Raw genomic sequence first — 20,356 nt, 5'->3', positions numbered from 1 at the left:
CAAGCCGAGCCGCGTTTCAACAAGTGACGCCCGCCGCACAGCCGCCTGAAAACGGAGGCTCAGCAAATCGGAACGGGCTCGCCGATCGATTTCGATGCGATCGGTCGCTGCGGAAAAGAATCGCAGCGACGCGGCGGCTAAGTCCCGATGCAGAAGGGAGTCAGCGTTTGGGTGATGTGGCGTTGCAGGCTGGGCCACATTCCGGTCGATTTGGGGACAAAGTGGGCGTTGTCATCGCGGACTCGTTGGATCATCGATGGCGTTGCGCCCCCGCTGACGATCACCACCGGGATGTCCGACCAAGTCCATTCGCTGCGGATCATTTCCAGCACGCACATGCCGTTGCCCGCCGGCATATGGATATCGAGAACGATCATGTCGGGGCGATCGCGTTTGATCAACACCAGCGCCGAGATCGCATCGTGAGCGATCGTTACGCGGAAGCCAAGATGCATGATCCGCCGCGACAATGCGGCGACCAATTCGCGGTCGTCATCGGCGATCAGAATCGTCGGCACGTTTTGCGGATTGGGATCGGAATCCCCGCCGGTGCTATCGAACATCAAACAATTCAGATCCGGTCTCGAATCTGCCCTACGAATAATGGAAGTCGGCACAGCAATCGCCGTTGCCCGATCGCGGATCTCCCCTGATCCACCGATCTGTTCATCGCGAGTATACGTTGCAAAATCGCATCGGCAGGGAAAGTTGAAAAGAACCTACGGCGATCCCCGCCGTTGCAAATCGGCGACATCCGATTCGCTGTGGCGTTGATTATTCGCCTCATCAGCCGCCGTGCGACGGGGCGTGGCGATCGCCTAAGCATTGCGTTTACCTAACGTTTTGCCGATCCAACGCTCGATCGCCGCCCCGTTGCCGGGCCCGTTGGCATAGATTCTGCTTTGCTTGATGTCGCAACAGCCTTCGGGCCTCTCCCAATTCCATTTCGCCCCCCGCCGAAGTAATCCACCTCATGCACGCTGCAATGCTGGCCGAACTGGCTTCCTCTCTCGCTCTTCACGGCCCGAGTTTGCTGGCCGATGGAGCTTCGATTCCCCCCGCCGCCCTGCAAGACTACTGGGTCGTGTCGCGGAATCGCTCGACCCGTTGGCATCAGACCCTGGCGCTGCACCGCCAGCTCGATCGATCCGGCGATCGGATCGGTTTGCAAGCCTGGTGGGAACAGCACCTGCCGACGCTCGAGGAGATCCTGGTCAGCGAGATCCTGACGCGAGTCTACGCGGCGTTGGGGCACGGATTGGACGCAAAGCACGCCGAACCGGAGATCTATCCTGTGGTGCACAGCGTCCACATCAGTCACTTAGAGGCGCGGAATCGGGTGCTGGGGCTGATGGTCGCTCAACGTGGCGGATCCAGCCAAACGACGGCTCGGCTGAATCAGTTGCGAAAATCGGTCGAACGCTGGACCGACGTCTTGGTTGCACAAATTGCGGCGGTCAATCCCGACGCTGCCCGCTATGGGATCGTGCTGGAACGAACGCTCGAGTTTGCCGATGAAGCTGCCGACCAGGCGGGAGCAGTTCGCCAAACTCATCGCCGTTTATTGACAGCAACGCTTCGCAGCAGCTTGCTGCGTCAGCTGCACGCAACCGCAGCCAACCCCGATGAAAACGGCAAGATCAGCGATGCGGTCTTGGTCTGCATTCGCCCCGATATGTTCGATTCGCTTGGCACGCTGCAGTCGCTGTGGCTGCATCGCCTGCGGCATTCGGCGGAACAAACCGACAGTGTGTTGCAGCAATTATTGGTGCCCAACATCGACCAAACCGACTTGTTGGGTGACTTCGAAGCGGTTCGCGCTCCTGCGTTTGCACGTCATCGGCCGAGATAGCATCGCGAGTAAAAAGAGTCAGCGATTGTAGAGAGAACCAGCGAGGATGTCGGTCGAAAGCCAACAAGTGGCAGCGGCTGTTATCTCCAAGCTGGTTCCGGATCAATACGCGTCGAGATTGGATCGGGCCCGCAGCGGTAATTCAGGATTTTTCCAGAAACTTGGAAATGTCATCGGTAACGGGAGAATGGTCGCCTCTGTTGTGCTGTCAGTGGGCGAGGGCGTCGCCGGTGCGTTGCGTTCGTCATTGCTGAGAAACAGTGCAGCATCTTCTCATTTCCTCTCGCGCGACGATCGGAACTGAGCTGTTTGCGGCAACGCTAGCATTCCACCGCTGCGCCCGTCGAGGAGGCAGCGATGGCCGCACCGTGGGGGCCGATTAGAGCATCGGTTTCGGTGGAGGGGCAGGCGTCGGAGTTGGTTCCGGCTCGGGCGTCGGAGTTGGTGTCGGCTCGGGTTCCGGCTCCGGTTCGGGTTCCGGCTCTGGCTCCGGCTCCGGTTCGGGGGTAGGCGTAGGTGTCGGTTCGGGCTCCGGCTCGGGAGTTGGAGTTGGCTCGGGTTCAGGCTCGGGTGGTGGTGGCGGTGTTGGGATCGCCGACGCCAGGATCGTCGCAGCGCGCTCGGTCAACAGAGTCGTTTCGGCAGCCAGTTTGTTGCCACCGGTATATTTCGTCAGGTACCACGCGTTGTCGGCAGCCCGCGCCGAAATCGCAACTTTGACTTCCGGAGTGCTTTCGAGGATCTCCGACGGTGTGACTTGAATGTCGGCGACCGAAAGGCCGTATCGATTAAGTATCTGGTTCGCTTTGTCTTTTGCTTCCGCAGTCGACGCCCCGGGAACGATCACGGTGCGGCAAGCTTCGTACGCTGCCGAGTTGAGGGCGTGGCGAATGTTCGAGATCCGTACAAATTCGATCGATCCAAGAATCAACATCAGCAGGATCGGAAGGATCGCCGCGCATTCGACGACATAAGCTCCATGGCGGTTGGTCCGTCGAAGCCTCGGAGTGATCGGGGCGTGGCGGCAATCGTTTCTCTTCATTCGGTGATCCATCTCGTTGCAGTGTCTCTTGGTGAGGAGTGGCGTCTTATTTTGTTAGCAGCGTCGGCATGCGTTTGGCGATCTCTGCAAAGACGACCTTCAATTCGTCGCCGTTTTGCGCATGGAAGTGTTTGCCGTAGCCCTTCTCGGCAACTTGCTGCATGCGGTTTTGGTCGGCTTCATCGGAGAACGTTACGCTGAAGATCAACGCCCCTTTGCCACCTGCCTCCTTGGCGGCGTACACGGGGTCCGTGCCGATGTTGTGAATTCCATCGGTCAAGACGACGATCACCTTGCTGGCACCGTTTCGTGATTCAACGCGATTGACTAAAGCGTCGACTCCCTGGACGATTCCTCCGCCGATGTTTGTCCCGCCTGCACACAACGATTGGGTGTAGGTGTCCAGTGCGGTGGTGATCTTTGTAAAGTCGGCGGTCAGTGGTTGGTCGAGGTCTGCCGATTCGTTGTAGGTGACCACGGCGACCCGTTCATCGGTCGGTGAGTTCGTGATTTCCGAGGCGAAGACGCTGATCGCGGCCAACATGTCGCGCCAACGAGAAACGGGAGGGGCGGGATCGCAGAAGTCCCAGCCTGCCGGTGCCGAGCTAGGGGCGGGAGGATAGACCGCCGGTTCGTCCGATGCGTAGGCCATCGATCCAGAACGGTCGATGACCAGGGCGATATCGACCTGGACTTGGGTCGAGATTGAATTCCATTCGGTGTCGACGGTGTTGCGTCCCAGGATACTAGGGAATGGCAGCGATAACGGGCCGTCCGCCGAACCGGTGTTGCGGCGTGCGAAGATCCGGACCGAATTAGGATTCGCCGTTCCTTCGGTGAAGTCGTAACGTGCGGTTCCCAACCGCAACGCAGTGCCAAATTCGATGTCGCTGTCCTGCAGTGTCAGTGGAACGTTGCCGACTTTGTTCAGCTGGGCCACTCTTTTTGCACGTCGCCGCGCCGCCTCTTCGCTCTGCGACATCGTCAGTTCGCGGCCGCCGGCGCGAGCCGCAACATCGCTGGCGATCGCCATCTCGGTGCGTCGCAGTTCGATGCTGGCGGTGTTGATTGCAAACGCGGCTAGGATGAGCATCATCGGTAGAACGATGCTCATCAAAACCAACACGCTGCCGCGTCGATGCAAGCGGGCCGGTTTCCCGCGAGATATTCGATAACTCAAGTTTCCAATCATTCGCCGTGCTCCTTCATTACGGTGACCGCACCAACAACCTTGCGGTTTGGCAAAACCAACAATGGGCCCAAGCTGTTGCCCGATAGATCGGCGCTGACCGTGACGGTGATCTCCGTCCCGTAGGCCTTGGTGTGAAAGTCGCTGGGGGTTACGTCGACGTCGACGTTGACGACCTGACGCGACAGCAAGATCTTGTCGCATGTCGCTTTGACGTTTGCTTCGGTCGTGTCGGGTTGCAGGGCAACGCGAGCTGCTTCGTAGGCGCAGATCTTCAGCGTTTGTTGCAGATGGATCGCCGCGGTCACCTCTTGGACGCCAAAGGCGATCACCAAAATGACAGGGGCGACGATTGCCATTTCAACCGCTGCTATCCCTCGTCGGGCACGATTGTCGACAGTCTGTTTCACTGCTGGATCACCTTGGTTGATTGTAAAGATTAGAAAGGAAATCGATCCCGTCATATCGCTCGAGACTCTCCGATCGGCGCTCTGCGTGGGATGCGGGTTGCCGCAATGTGAACCTAGATCAACCGAGAACGGCTGGCGTTGCGGTTCAAGCGATCGACCGCTGGAACTCGACGAACCAGGCCAGAAGGAAGCTGTTCGTGTCGGTCGAATTGGTTATGCGAGTGCGCGTTTTTTGCAGAATACGCTGGAAAACTAGGTGTTTTTGCTCGCGAGGAGGCGTCCTGTCTTGCCTGTTTTTCGTATCTTTCGCTTTTGGCCCCCGCTGGGAAAATTCTGCAAGTTACTTGCCAGAGAGGTAATGGATCGCTACTTTCGGTGTAATTCCGTATACAGTGTACGTCCGGGCCCGTCCCTTCGGTTTGTTGGCGTTGCGGGGCTAGTTGATTGAAAGCGGCGAACTCATGGAGATTATGAACATGCGATTATGTATCCCAATGTTAACGACGTGTGTCGGCATCGCATCGATGCTGACGGCGTTGAACTCTACCGCAGCGGCCGAGCCGTTGCCTGACCCTGGGCACTTTCCAGCTCAGCACTGGGTGACGCTCGATGCCACTGGATCGTTGGCCGGCGTGGTTGCGATGGGGGATGGGGATGAATCCGTAGGTGTCTCAGAAACCCAGGTGATCTTGGTTCCTCTTGCGGCGCCAGACCAGCGAATTTGCACGCGGACCGATGCGAAGGGGAGGTTCCGGATCGACGATGCTCGCGTGGGGGTCTACGGCCTGGTGGCCTATGGCAAACAGGGGCTTGCCAGTTACACCGTGCATGTGCTCGGCGGCATGGGGGCCGATTCTGCGCCACCACATCCCCAGTCGCTTTTGCGGATCACGATGGCGACAGCGGATCGGGATCTTTCGAAGCGGATGCTTCGCAGCTATGGTCCCGTCGTCGCAGTTCGGCCGCCAACGCATCGCTATCAATTGGCCAGTGCGAAAACTGCTGCTGTCGAAAATCGTATCGGCCACCGGATCGAACTTTCCGCCGATGGCGAACTCCAGGGTCAGCTTCGCCTGCCCCACGCCGCTGCGGGGCAGACCGAAGCGTTGGACAGCTTGAATGTAATGCTGGTGCAAGCCAGCAAGGTCGTGGCGCGAACCACCGTCGACCGCGACGGTCACTTTCGCGTTTCCCAACTGAAGCCTGGCGCATACGGTCTGATCGCATCGGGAACCGCTGGATTTGCCTCGTTTGGATTTGAGGCGGTGGCCAGCACAAAGAGCACCGCAAAGAGTTCCAGCGATGCGAATTTCAAGCTGGCGGCGATGCAAGGGCCGTTGGGGCACAATGTGGGCTGTTGCGAACCGATGGTCTGTGAGATCTGCCCCAGCCCTGTGATTACGGTCATCGAATCGTGCGTCGAGCACGTCGATACCTGTGGCTGCTGTGTCGAGGAGGAGGTCATCGTTGACGAAGAAGTCGTCGTAAGTGAAGAGGATCTTGGGCCGAACAATTCCTTGGGAGGGGGCGGATACTCTTCCGGAGGTTTCGGTGGCGGCGGCGGTGGTGGCAGCGGTGGTGGGTTGGGAGGCCTTGGTGCCCTGGCTGGGCTTGCCGGGCTCGCGGCGGTGCTGGCCAGCGACGATGACGACGCGCAACCGGCGAGCCGTTCCTTTCCGTAGGGGCGAGCAATACGAGGATCCAAGCCGCCGGCGGTGCACTCCGTCGGTGGATCGGGGCGATCCAAGCGTTCCGCCAAGCTCGGGACTTCATCTTTATGCCGAGTTTTCTTATCTCTGCTCGGCATCCCCCAGCCTCTCCGTTTGAGCAGCCCGCTGTGCTGCAATCCCTTGAAAGTCTATAGATTTCCAGTAGACTCCTCTGCTTCGATCGGCAATCTGTTGACGCTGGCTCGCATCGTCATCCGTTGACCGAACCCAATCTGTTTGCTGTGGAGGAAGCTATGAAGATCCAAGGTATTGTCCCGCCGTTGGTTACGCCGCTGTCCGATCAAGACGCGCTCGATGGCGAGGGGCTGCAGCGATTGATCGGGCATCAGCTGGATGCGGGAGTCGACGGGCTGTTTGTGCTCGGTACAACCGGCGAAGGTCCCAGTCTCAGCGCCTCGCTGCGGGCCGAGATGATCGCCCAATCGGGCCGATTGATCGACGGACGCGTTCCGATGTACGTCGGGATCACCGACACCTCGCTGGTCGATGCGGTGAAGTTGGCCGGAGTTGCCGCCGACAGCGGAGCCGCTGCAGTGGTCGCCGCTCCGCCGTTCTACTTCCCTGCCGGGCAGACCGAACTCCGCGGCTGGTTCCAGCGACTCGCTGATGCCTTGCCGCTGCCGCTGCTGCTGTACAACATGCCCAGCTGCACCAAGATCGCTATCGAACTGCCAACGGTCGAAGCGCTGATCGATCACCCCAACATCGTTGGCCTCAAAGATAGTTCCGGCGACCTGAAATACCTTGGCGAAGCTGTCCAATTGGCCGCCGCTGGTCGTCCCGATTGGCCCGTCTTGGTCGGTCCCGAAGCCCTGCTGGTCGAAGCGATGGGATTGGGAGCTGTCGGTGGCGTTGCCGGTGGTGCCAACTTGGCTCCGAAGCTGTTCACCGAGCTATTCGCGGCGGTGCAACGCAAAGACCAAGCGACGATCGACCGGCTGCAACCGATCGTGATCCAGCTGCAGACGCTGTACGGTTTTGGCAAATATGGATCGTCTTACCTGAAGGGGCTCAAGTGCGCGTTGGATCTCCGCGGCATCTGCTCCGGTTTGCTAGCTGCACCATTTGACGTCTTCAAGCCTGCCGATCGGCAACGCGTGGCGACCTGGCTGGATGGCTTCGCCGACTCCGGCTTCCTGGCTCAGTGATCGGGTAACGCCTGAATTTTTTTCAGCAATTTCGGCCCCCCCTCTGCTTATCGCGTGCCGATTTTGCCGATCCGACCCTAGTGCGGATGTGTGTCGACCGAACCGGTCGGCACACGCTAGCGTCGGACACCGCGGCGCGACTAGATTTTTCTCGGGGGGGGAACGATGCGCGTCGAAACCGAAAATCCATTTCTGACTCAACGATCGCAAGTCTTGCAGCAGGACCATCAGGTCCAAGATCTCTTCAGCCAGATCCTCGAATCGGTGGGTCGCCAAGGCTACGCATCGGCCGAACCTGTCGGCGAGGAACCAATCACAAGCGATCAGATTACCGAATCGTGGGGGACGTGGTTCGACGTCCATCGCAGCGGGCAATACTCCAGCGCAGATCAGCCCGATTCTCTGCGGCAAGCCTACGGTGAAGTGCTGGTAGGTGCCTACAGCGACGGCGGCTACGTCGACCCCAAAACGTTTTTGAAGGGGCTCTCGAAGGAGCAACTGAAAACGGTGCAGGAGGTCAACGCATTAGCCGATCCGATCAACGTCGACAATTTGACCGAAGAGGGTGCGTTGAACCTGTTGTTACCCCGCGCGGCGCAGGTCGACATCAATCGCGATGGTTTCACCCAGTCGGGACGCGGCTACGGTTTCCGATTCCCCGACAGCACGACACCGGCCGACGTTGTCCAGGCGTGGGAAGAGACGACCGCCGGGATGTCGTGGGGCGAACGTGCGATGCATGAGTTGCAGATGAAGATGCCGCTGATAAGTGCGAACTTCTTCGTCGACGCCAACGGAGCCTACTCGCACCACTACGAACCGGGAGATCCCGAGTTCACCAACCCGATGACCAAACCGGGTTACTCCTATCAGGAAGTGGCTCAAGGCTGGTTGGACCACTACGAATACCTCAAAAACGAAACGCCTCCAGAACAATACGCCCAACAAACCGACTTCTGGAGCCGGTTTAAGTCGGCATTGATCGAGCAGGGGGCCGAATAAGATCGCCTTGGATGCGCATGGCGCGGGCGTTTCCGCGGGGCGTTGCACCAGCAGCGCCCCTGCCCTTCTCGTCGCAAGCCGATCGTCACGCGACCGGTCGCGGTTTGTCAGTTCGGCTAAGATGCCAGAGCGCGGCTGACGTCGGTTCGGTAGGCGACCAGTGCGGGGACAAAACCGGCGATTGCGGCGAGTCCCAGGACCAGCGGCAGGACGTACAGTTCGGCTGATGTGGTGCTGAAGAAGTTGACGGGGACGCCGGTTCGATCTTCGATCGTGCCGCTAGCCAGAGCGATCGCGCCGTGCGCGGCGATCCAGCCCAACAGCCCGCCCAAGACGGCGATCATGCCGCTCTCCAACAGGATGATCCACATCACGGTGCCTCGCCGAGCTCCCAGCGCCCGCATCACCGCGATGTCGCGGCGGCGGTCGTTCATCGAGTTGTAGATGCTGACAAGGATTCCGACGCCGGCGACGATGCAGGTGATCGCGGTGATCAGCAACAGCACGTAGCGGATCGGATCGACGAACTGTTCCATCAGTTTCGAGATCTCGCCGATCGGCGTCGCAGCTTGAGCTTGCAGGCCTTCGTTGATCACGTTTTGCAACATCATCGCAAACATCGTCTGCGACGGACGCAGCAGGATCGCTGTGACTTCACGCTGGTCCAACGGCAGCGGAGTGTTGGGAACCGCAGCCTCTTCGCTGTCGGTTTCGACGATGACAACTTCCTCTTCGGCATCCGCTTCCGCTTCTTCCTCTTCGTCGCCATGTTCGCTCGGCTTGGCGTGGCCTTCCATCAAATAGAAGCCTTCCATGTTCACAAACGTCGCCCGGTCGTTGGGCGTGCCGGTCGGTTTCAGGACGCCAACGATCTTGAATCCGAGGTCGTGCCCCTTGCCATCGGGATCGCCGTGGGTTGGGTTGAACGTGTCGCCGACTTTGATGTTCATCGTCGAAGCGACTCGCGATCCAACAACCGCTTCGAAGAAGCCGTTCTCTTCGCTGTGCGTTTGGAAGTTCCGCCCCTCGCGAAATTCGTAGGGCTGGTCGACGTCGGGGCCGTGCTTCAAATTATCCAAAAACGCGGGAGTTGTTCCGACGACGCGGTATTCGCCAAAGTAGTCGCCCAGGCAGACGGGGATCACGAGGCCACCGGCGTCGCTGCCAGCATAAAGCGCGAACTTTCCAGGGCGGTTGGGTTCGTCCAAGTGGCCGCCATAAGCCGCCAGTTGCCGCTCTCGCTCCTCTTGGCCAAAGAACTCCAAATAGTAGTCGTAGGGCAGGTTTTCGACGGGCTGGCTGAGATAATAAACCGTGTTCAAGGTCAGCTGCAGCGGGCTCCCCTTGGCCCCGACCACCAGGTTGTAGCCGACCGTTGCGTTGCGTTGGAAGGCGTCCGAAACGATGCCGTGAATCGACAGCACCAGCACGACCAAGCCGACTCCAAGAGCCAACGAGATCGTGGTCAGCAGGGTCGACAATCCGCGTTGTTGGGCGTTTCGCCAGGCGATCTTAAAAAGGTTCATAGTGTTTGCAATTCCGTCGGTTCGATTGCGGGGTGACGCGGGATCGTCTTAGATGCTGGCGGTCGCCATGGCGCGATTGAGGTCTTCGAACTTTTCGATCCGATCGAACTGTTCTGCTACCTGCATGCTGTGCGTGACCAACAGCAGCGCCACCTGTTCCTCGCGGCAGGTGTCGCGGATCAGATCGATGATCGTTTGTTGATTCGCGGGATCGATGTTCGCTGTCGGCTCGTCGGCCAGCAACAGCTTGGGACGTCCGGCCAGCGATCGCGCGATCGCAACGCGTTGTTGTTGCCCCACCGACAACTGGCTGGGCTTGTAGTGCATCCGATCGGCCAGCCCGACGCGTTCCAACAGATGTCGAGCCCGCGCGATGTCGTGGCGTCCGCTGCCGAAGGTCATTCCCAGACGCACGTTCTCCAGTGCGGTAAACCCGCCCAGCAGGTTGAAGGTCTGGAAGACGTAACCGATCGCCCCGGCGCGGAACCGATCGCGGCCGGCTTCGCTGAGCCGCGCGATGTCGTAGCCATTAACGATCACCTTGCCGCCGTCCGCTTTGGTGATCCCAGCGATCGTGTGCAGCAGCGTCGACTTGCCGCCGCCACTGCGGCCGATCAACACGACCTGTTCCCCCGCATCGATCGAAAGCTTGGGGATGTCCAGAACCGTCAGCGTTCCCCCGCCAGGCTGAGGGAACTGTTTCTTCACGTCAACAAGTTCAAGCATCGTAGGCTTTTCTTTGGGGGAGGGAGGGAGATGTGGCCGCGTTTGCAGCGTGGGCTCGAACCTGACAGTACGCAGCGAAACGCGAAGTTGTTTGGTGGAGCTTCGGATTCGCTGGATTTTAGGCGTCCAACGCGATAGCAAACCGGCGGCAAGCGTTCTGCGTCGTCTGATCTGCAAACTGTTGCACCGAGACGCCGCGGGCCTCGGCCAAACACTCCGCCGTGTGCTGAACATACCACGGTTCGTTGGGGCGCTTGCTGCGGAAGGGGTGCGGCGTCAGGTAGGGGGAATCGGTTTCGATAAGGATCCGATCGGCGGGGATCTTTGCGGCGACGTCGCGAAGATCCTGCGACTTCTTAAACGTCACCATCCCGGCGAAACTGATGTCCATCCCCAGGTCCAGGCACTTTTGCGCCAGTTCCCAGTCGCCGGTGAAGGAGTGCATGATGCCGTTGACCGGCCCCTGCTTGCCCGCCTCTTGCAGCACCTGCAAAACCTCGGCTTCGCTGTTTCGCATGTGGACGATAAACGGCAGTCCGGTCTGCCGGGAGAGTTCGATGTGCTGCTCGAACAGCGTCTGTTGCAGCGGCAGCGGCGCGTTGTCGTCCCAGTAGCAATCGAGCCCCGTCTCGCCGATCGCTTTGACGCGCGGATGCTTGGCCAGTTCGACGATCTCGTCCCAATCGCCCGCATCGGGTTTGCCGACGTAGGTCGGTTGAATCCCGACGGCGGCGTAGACGTCGGGGTACCGATCGGCGATCTCGATGCATTTGCGACTCGACGCCGCAGTGGTTCCCATCGCCAAGGTGCAGACGACACCTGCGTCGCGGGATCGCTGCACCAACGCGTCGCGATCGTCGTCGTAGCGTGGGTTATCGAGATGGGCGTGGGTGTCGAACAGTTTCACGATTGAATCAGACGGAAAAGAAGTAGCGGGTCAGGTGATAAAAGACGGGAGCGGCAAAGCAGACGTTGTCGATGCGGTCCAACAGCCCGGCGTGCCCTTGAACCAAGGTGCCGGTATCGGTCACGCCGCGATCGCGTTTGATCGCGCTTAAGGTCATCGTGCCGGCGGATGACATCATCGCCACGATCATCGACATCACCGCCGCTTCGTACCATTCAAACGGCGTCGCCCACCAGAGTGCCGCGCCGATCGCTCCGGTCGAAACGATGCTCCCCAGCAGTCCCTCCCAGGTGCGACTGGCGTTGATCTCTTTGGCGATCACGTGGACGCCGGCGAATCGATTCCAAGCCTGCTGCAGCACGTCGGCGATCTGGGCGATCAGGATGAAGAAGAACAGCAAGCTAACGGGGCTGCCATCCCACTGGACCTTGCGGCTGCTGCTGAGGTTCAGGTCCAACATCGCCGGGGCGTAGCTGAGCGAATAGACGCAGATCAGTAGACCGACTTGGATCTTGGCCGTCCGTTCCAGGAATCGCTTCGAATCGCCAGCCAATGCGTTTCGCGCCGGGATGAACAGCGATCCGTAGACCGGAATCATGATGCTGTAGAGGCCGTAATAGGCCGGGCCCAAGGCGATCAGCACATATTGCAGCGGCGTGAAGATAAAGAAGACCCAGAAGAGCGTTCGGTGATCGCCGCGCCGCGTAGGGGTCATCGTGACAAATTCGCGGAGCGCCCAGAACGAAACAAATCCGAACAACAACACCGTCACGCCACGGATGAACTGGTCCATCAAGAAGGCAAAGACCAGGATCGCCGACATCATCAACCAGACGCGAACGCGATGGTTGAACCGCTGCAGCAGCGCCGGGTTCATCATCGAACTCTGCCGTCGTTCCAGCAAACGGCCGGTCAACAGCAGGATCGCCAAGACGGCGACAACCACGCCCAGCAACCAGAAGGTCGATGTCGTCATCTGCGCCACGGCCAGCGGCAGCGGCGAATTCAGCAGCGGCAACAATGCAGCATCACAGATCATGCAAATCGACTCTCACCACTGCCGGCTTCGACATGGCCGATCTCGGTGCACTCGCATCCGCCAGCCCGCACCAGTTCCATAATCTTGGCAGCGTAGAAATCGCTGACGACCAAAACCAGCCCCAATCCCATATTAAAGACTCGCTGCATCTCGTCGTCGGCGACGTCTCCCAATCCTTGCAACCAAGGGAAGACGGGCGGCATCGGCCAGCTGTCGGGTTGGATCACCGTATCGACGGTCTTCGGCAAGATCCGCGAGAGGTTCTCGTGCAGCCCGCCGCCGGTGATGTGAGCGATCCCGTGGACGACATGTTTGACGCGATAGTGCCCCAGCACGCGACGCAGCATCGACGAATAGATCCGTGTCGGTCGCAGCAATTCATCGGCGACCGAAGCGCCGCCCAGTTCGGCTGGGCAGGCATCCAACGCGATCCCGGCATGCGAGATGATCTTGCGGACCAAGCTGTAGCCGTTGGAGTGGATGCCGTCGCTGGAGATGCCGATGATCTTGTCTCCCGGAACGATCGATTTGCCATCAACCAAATGTTTGCGATCGACGACGCCGACGGCAAAACCGGCCAAGTCGTAATCTTCGGCAGCGTACATGTCGGGCATGATCGCCGTCTCGCCACCCAACAGCGCACTATCGGCTTGCAGGCAACCGTCGCTGATCCCTTTGACGACCTGTTCCAACCGATCGGCATCGTCGCGTCCCATCGCGATGTAATCGAGAAAGAAGAGCGGTTCGGCGCCGGTGCAGATCAGATCGTTGACGCACATCGCCACCAGATCGATTCCCACCGTATCGTGGCGGCCGGTCATCTGAGCGACTTTTAGTTTCGTGCCGACGCCATCGGTTCCGGCAACCAGAATCGGATCTTCGTAGTTGCGGGAGAAGAGGGGGCTGGAGAAGTCGAGCTTGAACAGCCCTGCGAATCCACCGTCGTTGGAAACCACGCGGGGGCTGAACGTTCGCCGGGCAAGGGAGGGCAACCGCTGCATCGCTTGAGCGTACAGATCGAGATCGACTCCGGAATCTTTGTAGGTTACTGGCATATCATTCGTCGATTGGTAGCTTCGGGCACGTCTGCCCAAACGCGGCGTTTTGCAGCGGAAAGGCGAAACCGCCCATCCTGCTTGGAATTTGTGAGTGCCCCCAGAGAAAGCGGGACGCTGTGGGTCGCACCATTATGCCAAGATTTGCCCGCCGATAGCAGGCCCGGTCGCGGCGGCTACTTAAAACAGGCGGTTGTAACCGTTTAACGCGGCGACGCGGTAGGCTTCGGCCATCGTGGGGTAATTAAAGGTCGTGTCGACAAAATAGTCGATCGTGTTGTGCCCTGCGGGCTGATTCATGATCGCCTGGCCGATATGGATGATCTCGCTCGCCTCGGCTCCAAAACAGTGCACGCCCAGCACCTCGCGGGTCTCGCGATGGAACAGGATCTTCAGCATTCCCGCGGTCCGGCCGGTGATCTGTGCCCGGGCGAGGCTCTTGAACTGCGACGAACCGACTTCGTACGGCACACACTCCTCGGTCAATTCGCGTTCGGTCTTGCCGACCGAACTGATCTCGGGACTGGTGTAGATCCCGGTCGGGATGTCGCGAATTCGCAGATTCGATTCGACCTCGACGCTGTCGGAAAAGTGTCGCGCCGCGGCGCGGCCCTGCGTGTACGCCGCACTGGCCAGCGAGGGGAATCCGATCACGTCGCCGACGGCATAGATATGATCGCGCGCGGTTTGGAATTGCTCATCGACTTCCAGCTGGCCCCGTTTGTCGGGCGTTAAACCGACGTTTTCCAAGCCCAAGCCGTCGGTGTTGCCCTGCCGGCCGTTGGCCCACAGCAGCGCATCGCTCTTCAATTGCTTGCCGCTTTTGAGATGCAAGATGACTCCGTCGTCGACCCCTTCGATTTTGTCGAGCGTTTCGTTGTGGCGAATCACGACGCCTTGATCTCGCATGTGGTACGCGAGAGCGTCGATGATCTCATCGTCCAAGAACTCCAGCAGCTTGGCCCGCGTGTTGATCAAATTGACTTTGATCCCCAAGTTGCGAAACATCGATGCGTATTCGCAACCGATCACTCCGGCGCCGTAGATCGTGATCGAAAACGGCTTTTCGTCGATCCCCAGAATCGTGTCGCTGTCGAAGATTCGGGGGTGCTCAAAATCGACATCCGGCGGATGGTAGGGACGCGATCCGACGGCGATCACGATCTTGTTGGCCGTCACCTTCTGATCGCTCTGGCCGTCGATGCGGATCGTGTGATCGTCGACAAAGCTCGCTTGGCCGACCAGGACCGGCACGTTGTTGCGATCATAAAACGTCTGCCGCATCGAGACCTGTTTGCCGATGATCTGTTGAGCGCTGCTGCGCAGTTGCTTCATCGTCGGGTTGGCGTGCACGCCGCAGGCTCGCAGAACGGGGCTGCCCAGCGCGTTCATCACGCTCGAGATCGAATAACGCAGGGCCTTGGATGGGATTGTCCCCCAGTGGGTGCAGCCGCCGCCAATCGACGTATGCCGCTCGACCACCGCGACGCTCAGCCCCGCTTTGGCGGCTTGCATCGCCGCACCTTCGCCTCCAGGCCCCGTTCCAATCACCAAAACATCGTAATCGTAGGTTGAATTGCTCATCCGAGCGATTATCGCACTAGACCGCCGAATCGCACAAGTCGCGGTGCCACGCGTCGAATCGGCTGTCCCAGGGGATCGCGACAGCGGGGCCGCTAACTTGGTACATTACACGCCCTCGTGCCGAAGATTTCCCACCAAATTAATCGATCGCCTGCTGCAAAGGTCCTGCGTTGAAGTATTTGATCTGGTTTCTGATTGTCGTGCTGGTGGTCTTGCACCAAGACTATTGGCAATGGAACAACGCGACGCTCGATTTTGGGTTCCTGCCCCGAGCGATCTCCTATCACGTCGGGATCTCGATCGCCGCGGCGACGCTGTGGTTGCTGGCGACCAAGTTCTGTTGGCCCGATGCAGCGATCGAAGGTGAGTTGAAGGAGGGCGACCGATGATCCAGTTGGCTGTAATCCTGATCTATCTGGCGCTGCTGATCACGCTGGGACTAGCCGCCAATCGGCTGTTTCGCGGCACGGCAAAAGACTACATGTTCGCCAGCCATTCGATCGGCCCATTCCTGCTGTTGATGTCGCTGTTCGGAACGACGATGACCGCCTTTGCGCTTGTCGGTTCGACGGGCCAAGCGTTTCGTGCCGGAGCGGGCGTGTATGGGCTGTTGGGTTCGGCCAGCGGAATCGTCCACTCGCTGTGCTTCTTTGTGATTGGAGTTCCGCTGTGGCGACTGGGCCAACGGAACGGCTACCGCACTCAGATTCAATTCTTTCGCGATCGCTTGGACAGCCACGCGATCGGTTTCCTGTTGTTCCCGATCTTGGTCTTCTTGGTGATCGGTTACCTGATGGTTGGCGTTCTCGGCGGCGGCGCGGTGGTCGAAGCTGTCACGCAGGGAGCGTTCGAAAAATCGGGGATGTTTGCCGCGTCGGGATATGGCGTTCCGTCAGCGATCGCGTCGGCGGTGATCTGTCTGGTCGTGCTGGTCTACGTCTTTTTTGGCGGCATGCGTGGCACCGCTTGGGCAAACGCTTTCCAGACCGCTGTCTTTATGGTTCTGGGAGTTGTCAGTTTTGTCGTGATCGCCGGTGCGATCGGCGGCACCGACAGCTTCATCGAGAATCTGCGGATCTCATCGTCGCAAGTCGAAGAGAGCCAGCTGACTCGCGCCAAGATTCCCAAGCCGCTCTTCTTTTCGTTCCTGTTGATTCCACTGTCGGTCGGAATGTTCCCGCACGTCTTCCAGCATTGGTTGACGGCCCGGAATGCCAATGCGTTTAAGCTGCCGATCGTGATGCACCCGATCTTTATTATGATCGTCTGGGTTCCCTGCGTGCTGCTGGGGATCTGGGCCAGCGGTCCCGAGTCGGGAATCGCCGACGCGTTGGCGGCGATGGACCCGCACGATCGCGGCAACGCGGTGCTGGGGTTGTTGGTCAGTACACATGCCGGTCCGCTGTTGGGCGGGTTGTTGTGCGCCGGCATTCTGGCGGCGGTGATGTCGTCGCTGGACAGCCAATTCCTCTGCCTGGGGACGATGTTCACCGAAGACGTTCTGCAAACGGGGGACTCCGAGGGCCGCGACGATCAAAAAACGGTGAGGATCGCGCGAACATTTGTCGTCGCTGTGGTACTGGCTACTTATTGTCTGAGTCTCGTGTTGCCACGCAGCGTGTTCGACCTGGGGCTGTGGTCGTTTGCCGGCTTCACCGGGCTGTTCCCCTTGGTTTTTGCAGCGATCTACTGGCGACGGCTGACCGCCGCCGGCGCGATCGCCAGCGTGATCGCGGCGATTTCGACTTGGTTCGTTTTGTTTTACCGCTCCGATTTCGGCGGCAACCCCCGCTACAGTTTCCCGGAACAGCCGCTTTCGCTGGGCTTTTTACAAGTCCCGCCATTGCACCCGGTGGTTGCGGTTTTTGTCGTTTCAGCAATTACACTGGTGCTCGTTTCGTTGGTCACCAAGCGGCCCGAGGCGGCGACGCTGGAAAAATTCTTCGGCGGTTCGCCGCAGAAATGATCGTGGCTGTGAAGCCGCCGCTCCGACACGTTTCGGTCGCCGTCGACCGTTCGAATCGTCCCTGATTACAAAACCCCGCGGGCAATCGCCGCTGGGGTTGTTTCGCAACCCTGTTGGCAATCGATACAAAGGAGTTTCCAGCACTTGGTTTGGGAAAGTTGGTTTACGATCGCCATCGTTTGCGTCTTGCTGTACGCGTTGGCTCGCCGCTGGGCATCGACCGATCTGTTGGTCCTGGCCAGCCTGGCCGCCTTGGTCACAGTCGGCGAACTGTCGACAGCGTTTGCCTTGGACAGCCGGTCGTTAAACCCGGAGGCAACCTTCTATCTGCCGACCGTCGCTCAAGCGATCGACGGATTTGGCAGCCGCAGCGTGGTCACGATCGCGCTGTTGTTCGCCGCGGTCGTTGGGCTGGAATTGACCGGCGGCACCGAACTGGCAACCAGTTGGTTGCTGCGGCGACCTAAATCGGCCGTCGATGCCCAGCTGCGCCTGGTCGCTCCCGTGGCGACGCTTAGCGCGTTCCTGAACAACACCCCGATCGTCGCTGCGATGTTGCCGGTCGTGACCGATCTGGCGAAGAAGATGCAGGTCAGCCCCAGCAAGTTCTTTCTGCCGCTCAGCTACGCCGCGATCCTTGGCGGGATGTGCACCTTGATGGGGACCAGCACCAACATCATGGTCTACGACATGATCCAGCAGAGTCCCGGTGGGCGGCCGCTGCACTTTTTCGAACCCGCCTGGGTTGGATTGCCAGCAACCTTGATCGGGATCCTGTACATGACCGTTGGCAGTCGCTGGTTAATGCGAGATCGCAAGCCCGCGGTCAGCACCAGCGACGATCCGCGGCAGTACACCGTGGAGATGGAGGTGGTTCCGGGCGGTCCCTTGGCCGGTCAATCGATCGAAGATGCGGGGCTGCGGCATCTACCAGGCCTCTATCTCGCCGAGATCGAACGGGGCGGCGAGGTCTTTCAAGCGGTTAGGCCGACACAGAAGCTGCAGTCGGGCGATATCTTGATCTTCGTCGGGATGCTCGAATCGGTCGTCGATCTACAAAAGATTCGTGGGTTGGAGATCGCATCGGAACAGGCGCGGAAAGTCGCCGCGCCGGCCTGGAACCGATCGCTGGTCGAAGCGGTGGTTTCGCCGCGGTGCCCGTTGGTCAGCAAATCGATTCGCGAGGGAGGCTTCCGCACGCATTACGGAGCTGCCGTGATCGCCGTCGCCCGCGGCGACCGCCGCGTGCCGGGCAAGCTGGGCGATGTCGTGCTGCAGCCCGGGGACGTGCTGCTGTTGGACGCTCCCGCCTCGTTCACTCAATCCCGCCGCGACACCCGCGATTTCTTCCTTGTCAGCGCCGTTGAAAACGCGTCGGTCCGACGTCCTGAACGGGCCTGGATCGCTTTGGGAGTGATCACGCTGATGGTCTTGGCGGCTGCGAGCGGTTTCCTGGATCTGACCACCGCGGCGCTCTGCGCAGTGATCGCCATGATCTGCTCGCGTTGCTGCACGTCGACCGAAGCCCGGCGTGGGATCGATTGGTCGGTGCTTGTCGTGATCGGCGCCGCCTTGGGAATTGGCAAAGCGATGGAGACGACTGGCGCAGCAGCTGGAATCGCCGACACGATCTTATTGCTCGCCGGCAACAACCCGATGTTTGTCCTCGCGGCGGTCTATCTGTCGACGATGATCTGCACCGAATTGATCACCAACAACGCGGCGGCGGCGCTGATGTTTCCGATGGCCTGGAGCGCGGCGTCGAGCATGCCTGGCGTCGATCCGTTGCCCTTTGCGATCGCGGTGATGATCGCCGCATCGGCCGGCTTTGCCACGCCTTTTGGATATCAAACCAATCTGATGGTCTACGGCCCCGGCGGCTATCGCTTCACCGATTACCTGCGGTTTGGCGGTCCGTTGGACTTGATCGTGTTCGCCGTGGCGATGGTCATGATCCCCTGGGTCTGGCCGCTGCAGTGAGATCATTCATTTTGGGACGCAAGCCGGCAGTCGACGATTCGCGGACTTCGATCTACGGTTAAACTTCAGTTGAGTTCGCCACGTTTCATTGCGTCAACTGTCAGCGACGTGCCGGCAGCTGGCGAAGATTTGATTGTTCGCTGAGTTCGCCACGTTTAAACCAATCCAACGGAGTCGATAGCGGGTGTTTTCGAAAGGGATGAGCCAAACGGTCGCTGCGAGGTTCTGTCGCCGAATGGCTACGGGGTTTCACGCCGGCGTCGACCTGCTGAAGCTGTGTCAGCGGGAATCGCAGCATGGATCGCCAAAGCACAAAGCGGCGATGGAAGCTGTCGCCGCCCAGCTCCGCGACGGCACGCCGATGGCTCGCGCGATGATCGACGTCGCCGATGGAAAATATTTCCCGCCGCTGATGATCCAAATGGTTCACATCGGCGAGACGACGGGGCGGCTGGAACGAACACTCAAGGAATTGGCCGATCACTACGACCATCGGCTCGCGATGCAGCGGATGTTTCTGATGGGGATCGCTTGGCCGATGCTGCAATTGATCGGCGGGATCGCCGTGATCGGGTTGGCAATCCTGATCACTCAGATGCTCGGATCGGAATTCAATGCCGTCGGTCTCAACATGACGCAGTACCTGACTCTTGTCTTCCTGTTCTTCGGTTCGATCACCGCGGCGGTGCTGGCGCTCAAGTTCAACGCGTTTGGATGCCATCGATTGTTCGCCCTCGTCTATCGGATTCCCAAAGCGGGTGAAGCGTTGCAGACGATCGCGTTGTCGCGGATCTGTTGGACGCTGTCGCTAGCATTGGATTCGGGGATGGATGCAATGCGGAGCGTGAAGATGGCGCTGCAGAGCACGCAGAACGATCACTTTGCCTCGCGAGCCGATACCGCGATCGCGACGATCAAATCGGGCGGAACCCTCACCGAATCGTTTGCCTCCACCGGCATCTTCCCCGAAGAATTCCTGCACTTTGTCGAAGTCGCCGAACTCTCGGGAACCGACGCCGAATCGCTCGGAAACCTCGCCGATGTCTACGATCAACGCGCCAAAACGGCCACGCGAGTCCTGGTTGGTGTGATGACCGGCGTGATTTGGGCTGCCGTAACCATCATGTTGGTCGCTATTATTTTGAAGATGGCCATGAGTGTGTTTGGGGTCTACGACGAAGCGTTAAAGATGTAGCCAAG

The 20,356-nt window shown here is 59.6% G+C and carries 19 protein-coding genes; 9 read left to right on the top strand and 10 right to left on the bottom strand.

The window, feature by feature from the left end:
* Window positions 1-137: 137 nt before the first annotated feature.
* Complete coding sequence (locus EC9_RS25405) at window positions 138-563, bottom strand: response regulator (RefSeq protein WP_145348782.1); 426 nt, start codon at window positions 561-563, stop codon at window positions 138-140.
* A 410-nt stretch (window positions 564-973) separates the two neighbouring features.
* Here EC9_RS25405 and EC9_RS25400 point away from each other — a divergent pair, with 410 nt between their 5' ends.
* Both EC9_RS25400 and EC9_RS25395 read left to right on the top strand, forming a co-directional pair.
* The gene (locus EC9_RS25400) at window positions 974-1,852 is read left to right on the top strand and encodes a hypothetical protein (protein ID WP_145348781.1); all 879 of its coding nucleotides are present in this window, start codon (window positions 974-976) and stop codon (window positions 1,850-1,852) included.
* A 46-nt stretch (window positions 1,853-1,898) separates the two neighbouring features.
* Window positions 1,899-2,156 carry a hypothetical protein gene (locus EC9_RS25395; RefSeq protein WP_145348780.1) on the top strand — a complete coding sequence of 86 codons (258 nt, stop codon included), beginning with the start codon at window positions 1,899-1,901 and terminating at the stop codon, window positions 2,154-2,156.
* Between the two features lie 75 nt (window positions 2,157-2,231).
* On the opposite strand, the gene EC9_RS25390 is transcribed toward EC9_RS25395, so the two are convergent.
* The 3 genes from EC9_RS25390 to EC9_RS25380 are packed head-to-tail and all read right to left on the bottom strand — an operon-like array spanning window position 2,232 to window position 4,493.
* A complete protein-coding gene (locus tag EC9_RS25390; protein ID WP_218934443.1) occupies window positions 2,232-2,894 on the bottom strand; it encodes a TadE/TadG family type IV pilus assembly protein in 663 nt (220 codons plus the stop codon).
* 46 nt (window positions 2,895-2,940) lie between these two features.
* Complete coding sequence (locus tag EC9_RS25385; RefSeq protein ID WP_218934442.1) at window positions 2,941-4,086, bottom strand: vWA domain-containing protein; 1,146 nt, start codon at window positions 4,084-4,086, stop codon at window positions 2,941-2,943.
* Window positions 4,083-4,493, bottom strand: a complete 411-nt coding sequence (locus tag EC9_RS25380; protein WP_218934441.1) for a TadE/TadG family type IV pilus assembly protein — start codon at window positions 4,491-4,493, stop codon at window positions 4,083-4,085. The genes EC9_RS25385 and EC9_RS25380 overlap by 4 nt, the downstream gene beginning before the upstream one ends.
* A gap of 476 nt (window positions 4,494-4,969) precedes the next feature.
* Here EC9_RS25380 and EC9_RS26810 point away from each other — a divergent pair, with 476 nt between their 5' ends.
* The 3 genes from EC9_RS26810 to EC9_RS25360 all read left to right on the top strand — a co-directional run bounded on the left by EC9_RS26810 (window position 4,970) and on the right by EC9_RS25360 (window position 8,373).
* Window positions 4,970-6,175: a peptidase associated/transthyretin-like domain-containing protein gene (locus EC9_RS26810; RefSeq protein ID WP_218934440.1), complete on the top strand. Its 1,206-nt coding sequence runs from the start codon at window positions 4,970-4,972 to the stop codon at window positions 6,173-6,175.
* 281 nt (window positions 6,176-6,456) lie between these two features.
* Entirely contained in the window at window positions 6,457-7,371 is a 915-nt protein-coding gene (locus EC9_RS25365; protein WP_145348775.1) for a dihydrodipicolinate synthase family protein, read from the top strand.
* Window positions 7,372-7,536: 165 nt separating this feature from the next.
* On the top strand, window positions 7,537-8,373 hold the full coding sequence (locus tag EC9_RS25360) for a hypothetical protein (protein WP_145348774.1): 837 nt from the start codon (window positions 7,537-7,539) through the stop codon (window positions 8,371-8,373).
* A gap of 116 nt (window positions 8,374-8,489) precedes the next feature.
* Here the strand turns inward: EC9_RS25360 and EC9_RS25355 are convergent, their stop codons facing one another.
* The 6 genes from EC9_RS25355 to sthA all read right to left on the bottom strand — a co-directional run bounded on the left by EC9_RS25355 (window position 8,490) and on the right by sthA (window position 15,210).
* Window positions 8,490-9,899, bottom strand: coding sequence for an ABC transporter permease (locus EC9_RS25355; protein ID WP_145348773.1), 1,410 nt, complete (start codon window positions 9,897-9,899; stop codon window positions 8,490-8,492).
* A 48-nt stretch (window positions 9,900-9,947) separates the two neighbouring features.
* Window positions 9,948-10,625, bottom strand: a complete 678-nt coding sequence (locus tag EC9_RS25350; RefSeq protein ID WP_145123886.1) for an ABC transporter ATP-binding protein — start codon at window positions 10,623-10,625, stop codon at window positions 9,948-9,950.
* A 118-nt stretch (window positions 10,626-10,743) separates the two neighbouring features.
* A complete protein-coding gene (locus EC9_RS25345; protein WP_145348772.1) occupies window positions 10,744-11,532 on the bottom strand; it encodes a TatD family hydrolase in 789 nt (262 codons plus the stop codon).
* Between the two features lie 7 nt (window positions 11,533-11,539).
* A complete protein-coding gene (locus tag EC9_RS25340) occupies window positions 11,540-12,571 on the bottom strand; it encodes a phosphatidate cytidylyltransferase (RefSeq protein ID WP_246105872.1) in 1,032 nt (343 codons plus the stop codon).
* Window positions 12,568-13,626, bottom strand: a complete 1,059-nt coding sequence (gene purM, locus EC9_RS25335; protein WP_145290953.1) for a phosphoribosylformylglycinamidine cyclo-ligase — start codon at window positions 13,624-13,626, stop codon at window positions 12,568-12,570. The genes EC9_RS25340 and purM overlap by 4 nt, the downstream gene beginning before the upstream one ends.
* Window positions 13,627-13,806: 180 nt before the next feature.
* A complete protein-coding gene (sthA, locus tag EC9_RS25330) occupies window positions 13,807-15,210 on the bottom strand; it encodes a Si-specific NAD(P)(+) transhydrogenase (protein WP_145348771.1) in 1,404 nt (467 codons plus the stop codon).
* A 170-nt stretch (window positions 15,211-15,380) separates the two neighbouring features.
* Here sthA and EC9_RS25325 point away from each other — a divergent pair, with 170 nt between their 5' ends.
* From EC9_RS25325 to EC9_RS25310, 4 genes are all read left to right on the top strand, one after another.
* Window positions 15,381-15,599: a DUF3311 domain-containing protein gene (locus tag EC9_RS25325; protein ID WP_145102379.1), complete on the top strand. Its 219-nt coding sequence runs from the start codon at window positions 15,381-15,383 to the stop codon at window positions 15,597-15,599.
* Window positions 15,596-17,176, top strand: a complete 1,581-nt coding sequence (locus EC9_RS25320; protein ID WP_145348770.1) for a sodium:solute symporter family protein — start codon at window positions 15,596-15,598, stop codon at window positions 17,174-17,176. Before EC9_RS25325 ends, EC9_RS25320 begins: the two co-directional genes overlap by 4 nt.
* A gap of 144 nt (window positions 17,177-17,320) precedes the next feature.
* Window positions 17,321-19,156, top strand: a complete 1,836-nt coding sequence (locus tag EC9_RS25315; RefSeq protein WP_145348769.1) for an SLC13 family permease — start codon at window positions 17,321-17,323, stop codon at window positions 19,154-19,156.
* Window positions 19,157-19,391: 235 nt separating this feature from the next.
* The gene (locus EC9_RS25310; RefSeq protein ID WP_218934439.1) at window positions 19,392-20,351 is read left to right on the top strand and encodes a type II secretion system F family protein; all 960 of its coding nucleotides are present in this window, start codon (window positions 19,392-19,394) and stop codon (window positions 20,349-20,351) included.
* Window positions 20,352-20,356: the final 5 nt, after the last annotated feature.

Source organism: Rosistilla ulvae (assembly GCF_007741475.1).
Taxonomy (GTDB): Bacteria; Planctomycetota; Planctomycetia; order Pirellulales; family Pirellulaceae; genus Rosistilla; species Rosistilla ulvae.
This window is presented reverse-complemented; position numbering and strand designations above follow the sequence as displayed.

Excerpts from the sequence above, each read along its gene's own strand:
- EC9_RS25350 (WP_145123886.1), bottom strand. The coding sequence starts at position 10,625 with ATGCTTGAACTTGTTGACGTGAAGAAACAGTTCCCTCAGCCTGGCGGG.
- sthA (WP_145348771.1), bottom strand. The coding sequence starts at position 15,210 with ATGAGCAATTCAACCTACGATTACGATGTTTTGGTGATTGGAACGGGG.
- EC9_RS25405 (WP_145348782.1), bottom strand. The coding sequence starts at position 563 with ATGTTCGATAGCACCGGCGGGGATTCCGATCCCAATCCGCAAAACGTG.
- EC9_RS25385 (WP_218934442.1), bottom strand. The coding sequence starts at position 4,086 with ATGATTGGAAACTTGAGTTATCGAATATCTCGCGGGAAACCGGCCCGC.
- EC9_RS25310 (WP_218934439.1), top strand. The coding sequence starts at position 19,392 with ATGGCTACGGGGTTTCACGCCGGCGTCGACCTGCTGAAGCTGTGTCAG.
- EC9_RS25400 (WP_145348781.1), top strand. The coding sequence starts at position 974 with ATGCACGCTGCAATGCTGGCCGAACTGGCTTCCTCTCTCGCTCTTCAC.
- EC9_RS25320 (WP_145348770.1), top strand. The coding sequence starts at position 15,596 with ATGATCCAGTTGGCTGTAATCCTGATCTATCTGGCGCTGCTGATCACG.
- purM (WP_145290953.1), bottom strand. The coding sequence starts at position 13,626 with ATGCCAGTAACCTACAAAGATTCCGGAGTCGATCTCGATCTGTACGCT.
- EC9_RS25360 (WP_145348774.1), top strand. The coding sequence starts at position 7,537 with ATGCGCGTCGAAACCGAAAATCCATTTCTGACTCAACGATCGCAAGTC.
- EC9_RS25395 (WP_145348780.1), top strand. The coding sequence starts at position 1,899 with ATGTCGGTCGAAAGCCAACAAGTGGCAGCGGCTGTTATCTCCAAGCTG.
- EC9_RS25390 (WP_218934443.1), bottom strand. The coding sequence starts at position 2,894 with ATGAAGAGAAACGATTGCCGCCACGCCCCGATCACTCCGAGGCTTCGA.
- EC9_RS26810 (WP_218934440.1), top strand. The coding sequence starts at position 4,970 with ATGCGATTATGTATCCCAATGTTAACGACGTGTGTCGGCATCGCATCG.
- EC9_RS25355 (WP_145348773.1), bottom strand. The coding sequence starts at position 9,899 with ATGAACCTTTTTAAGATCGCCTGGCGAAACGCCCAACAACGCGGATTG.
- EC9_RS25365 (WP_145348775.1), top strand. The coding sequence starts at position 6,457 with ATGAAGATCCAAGGTATTGTCCCGCCGTTGGTTACGCCGCTGTCCGAT.
- EC9_RS25340 (WP_246105872.1), bottom strand. The coding sequence starts at position 12,571 with ATGATCTGTGATGCTGCATTGTTGCCGCTGCTGAATTCGCCGCTGCCG.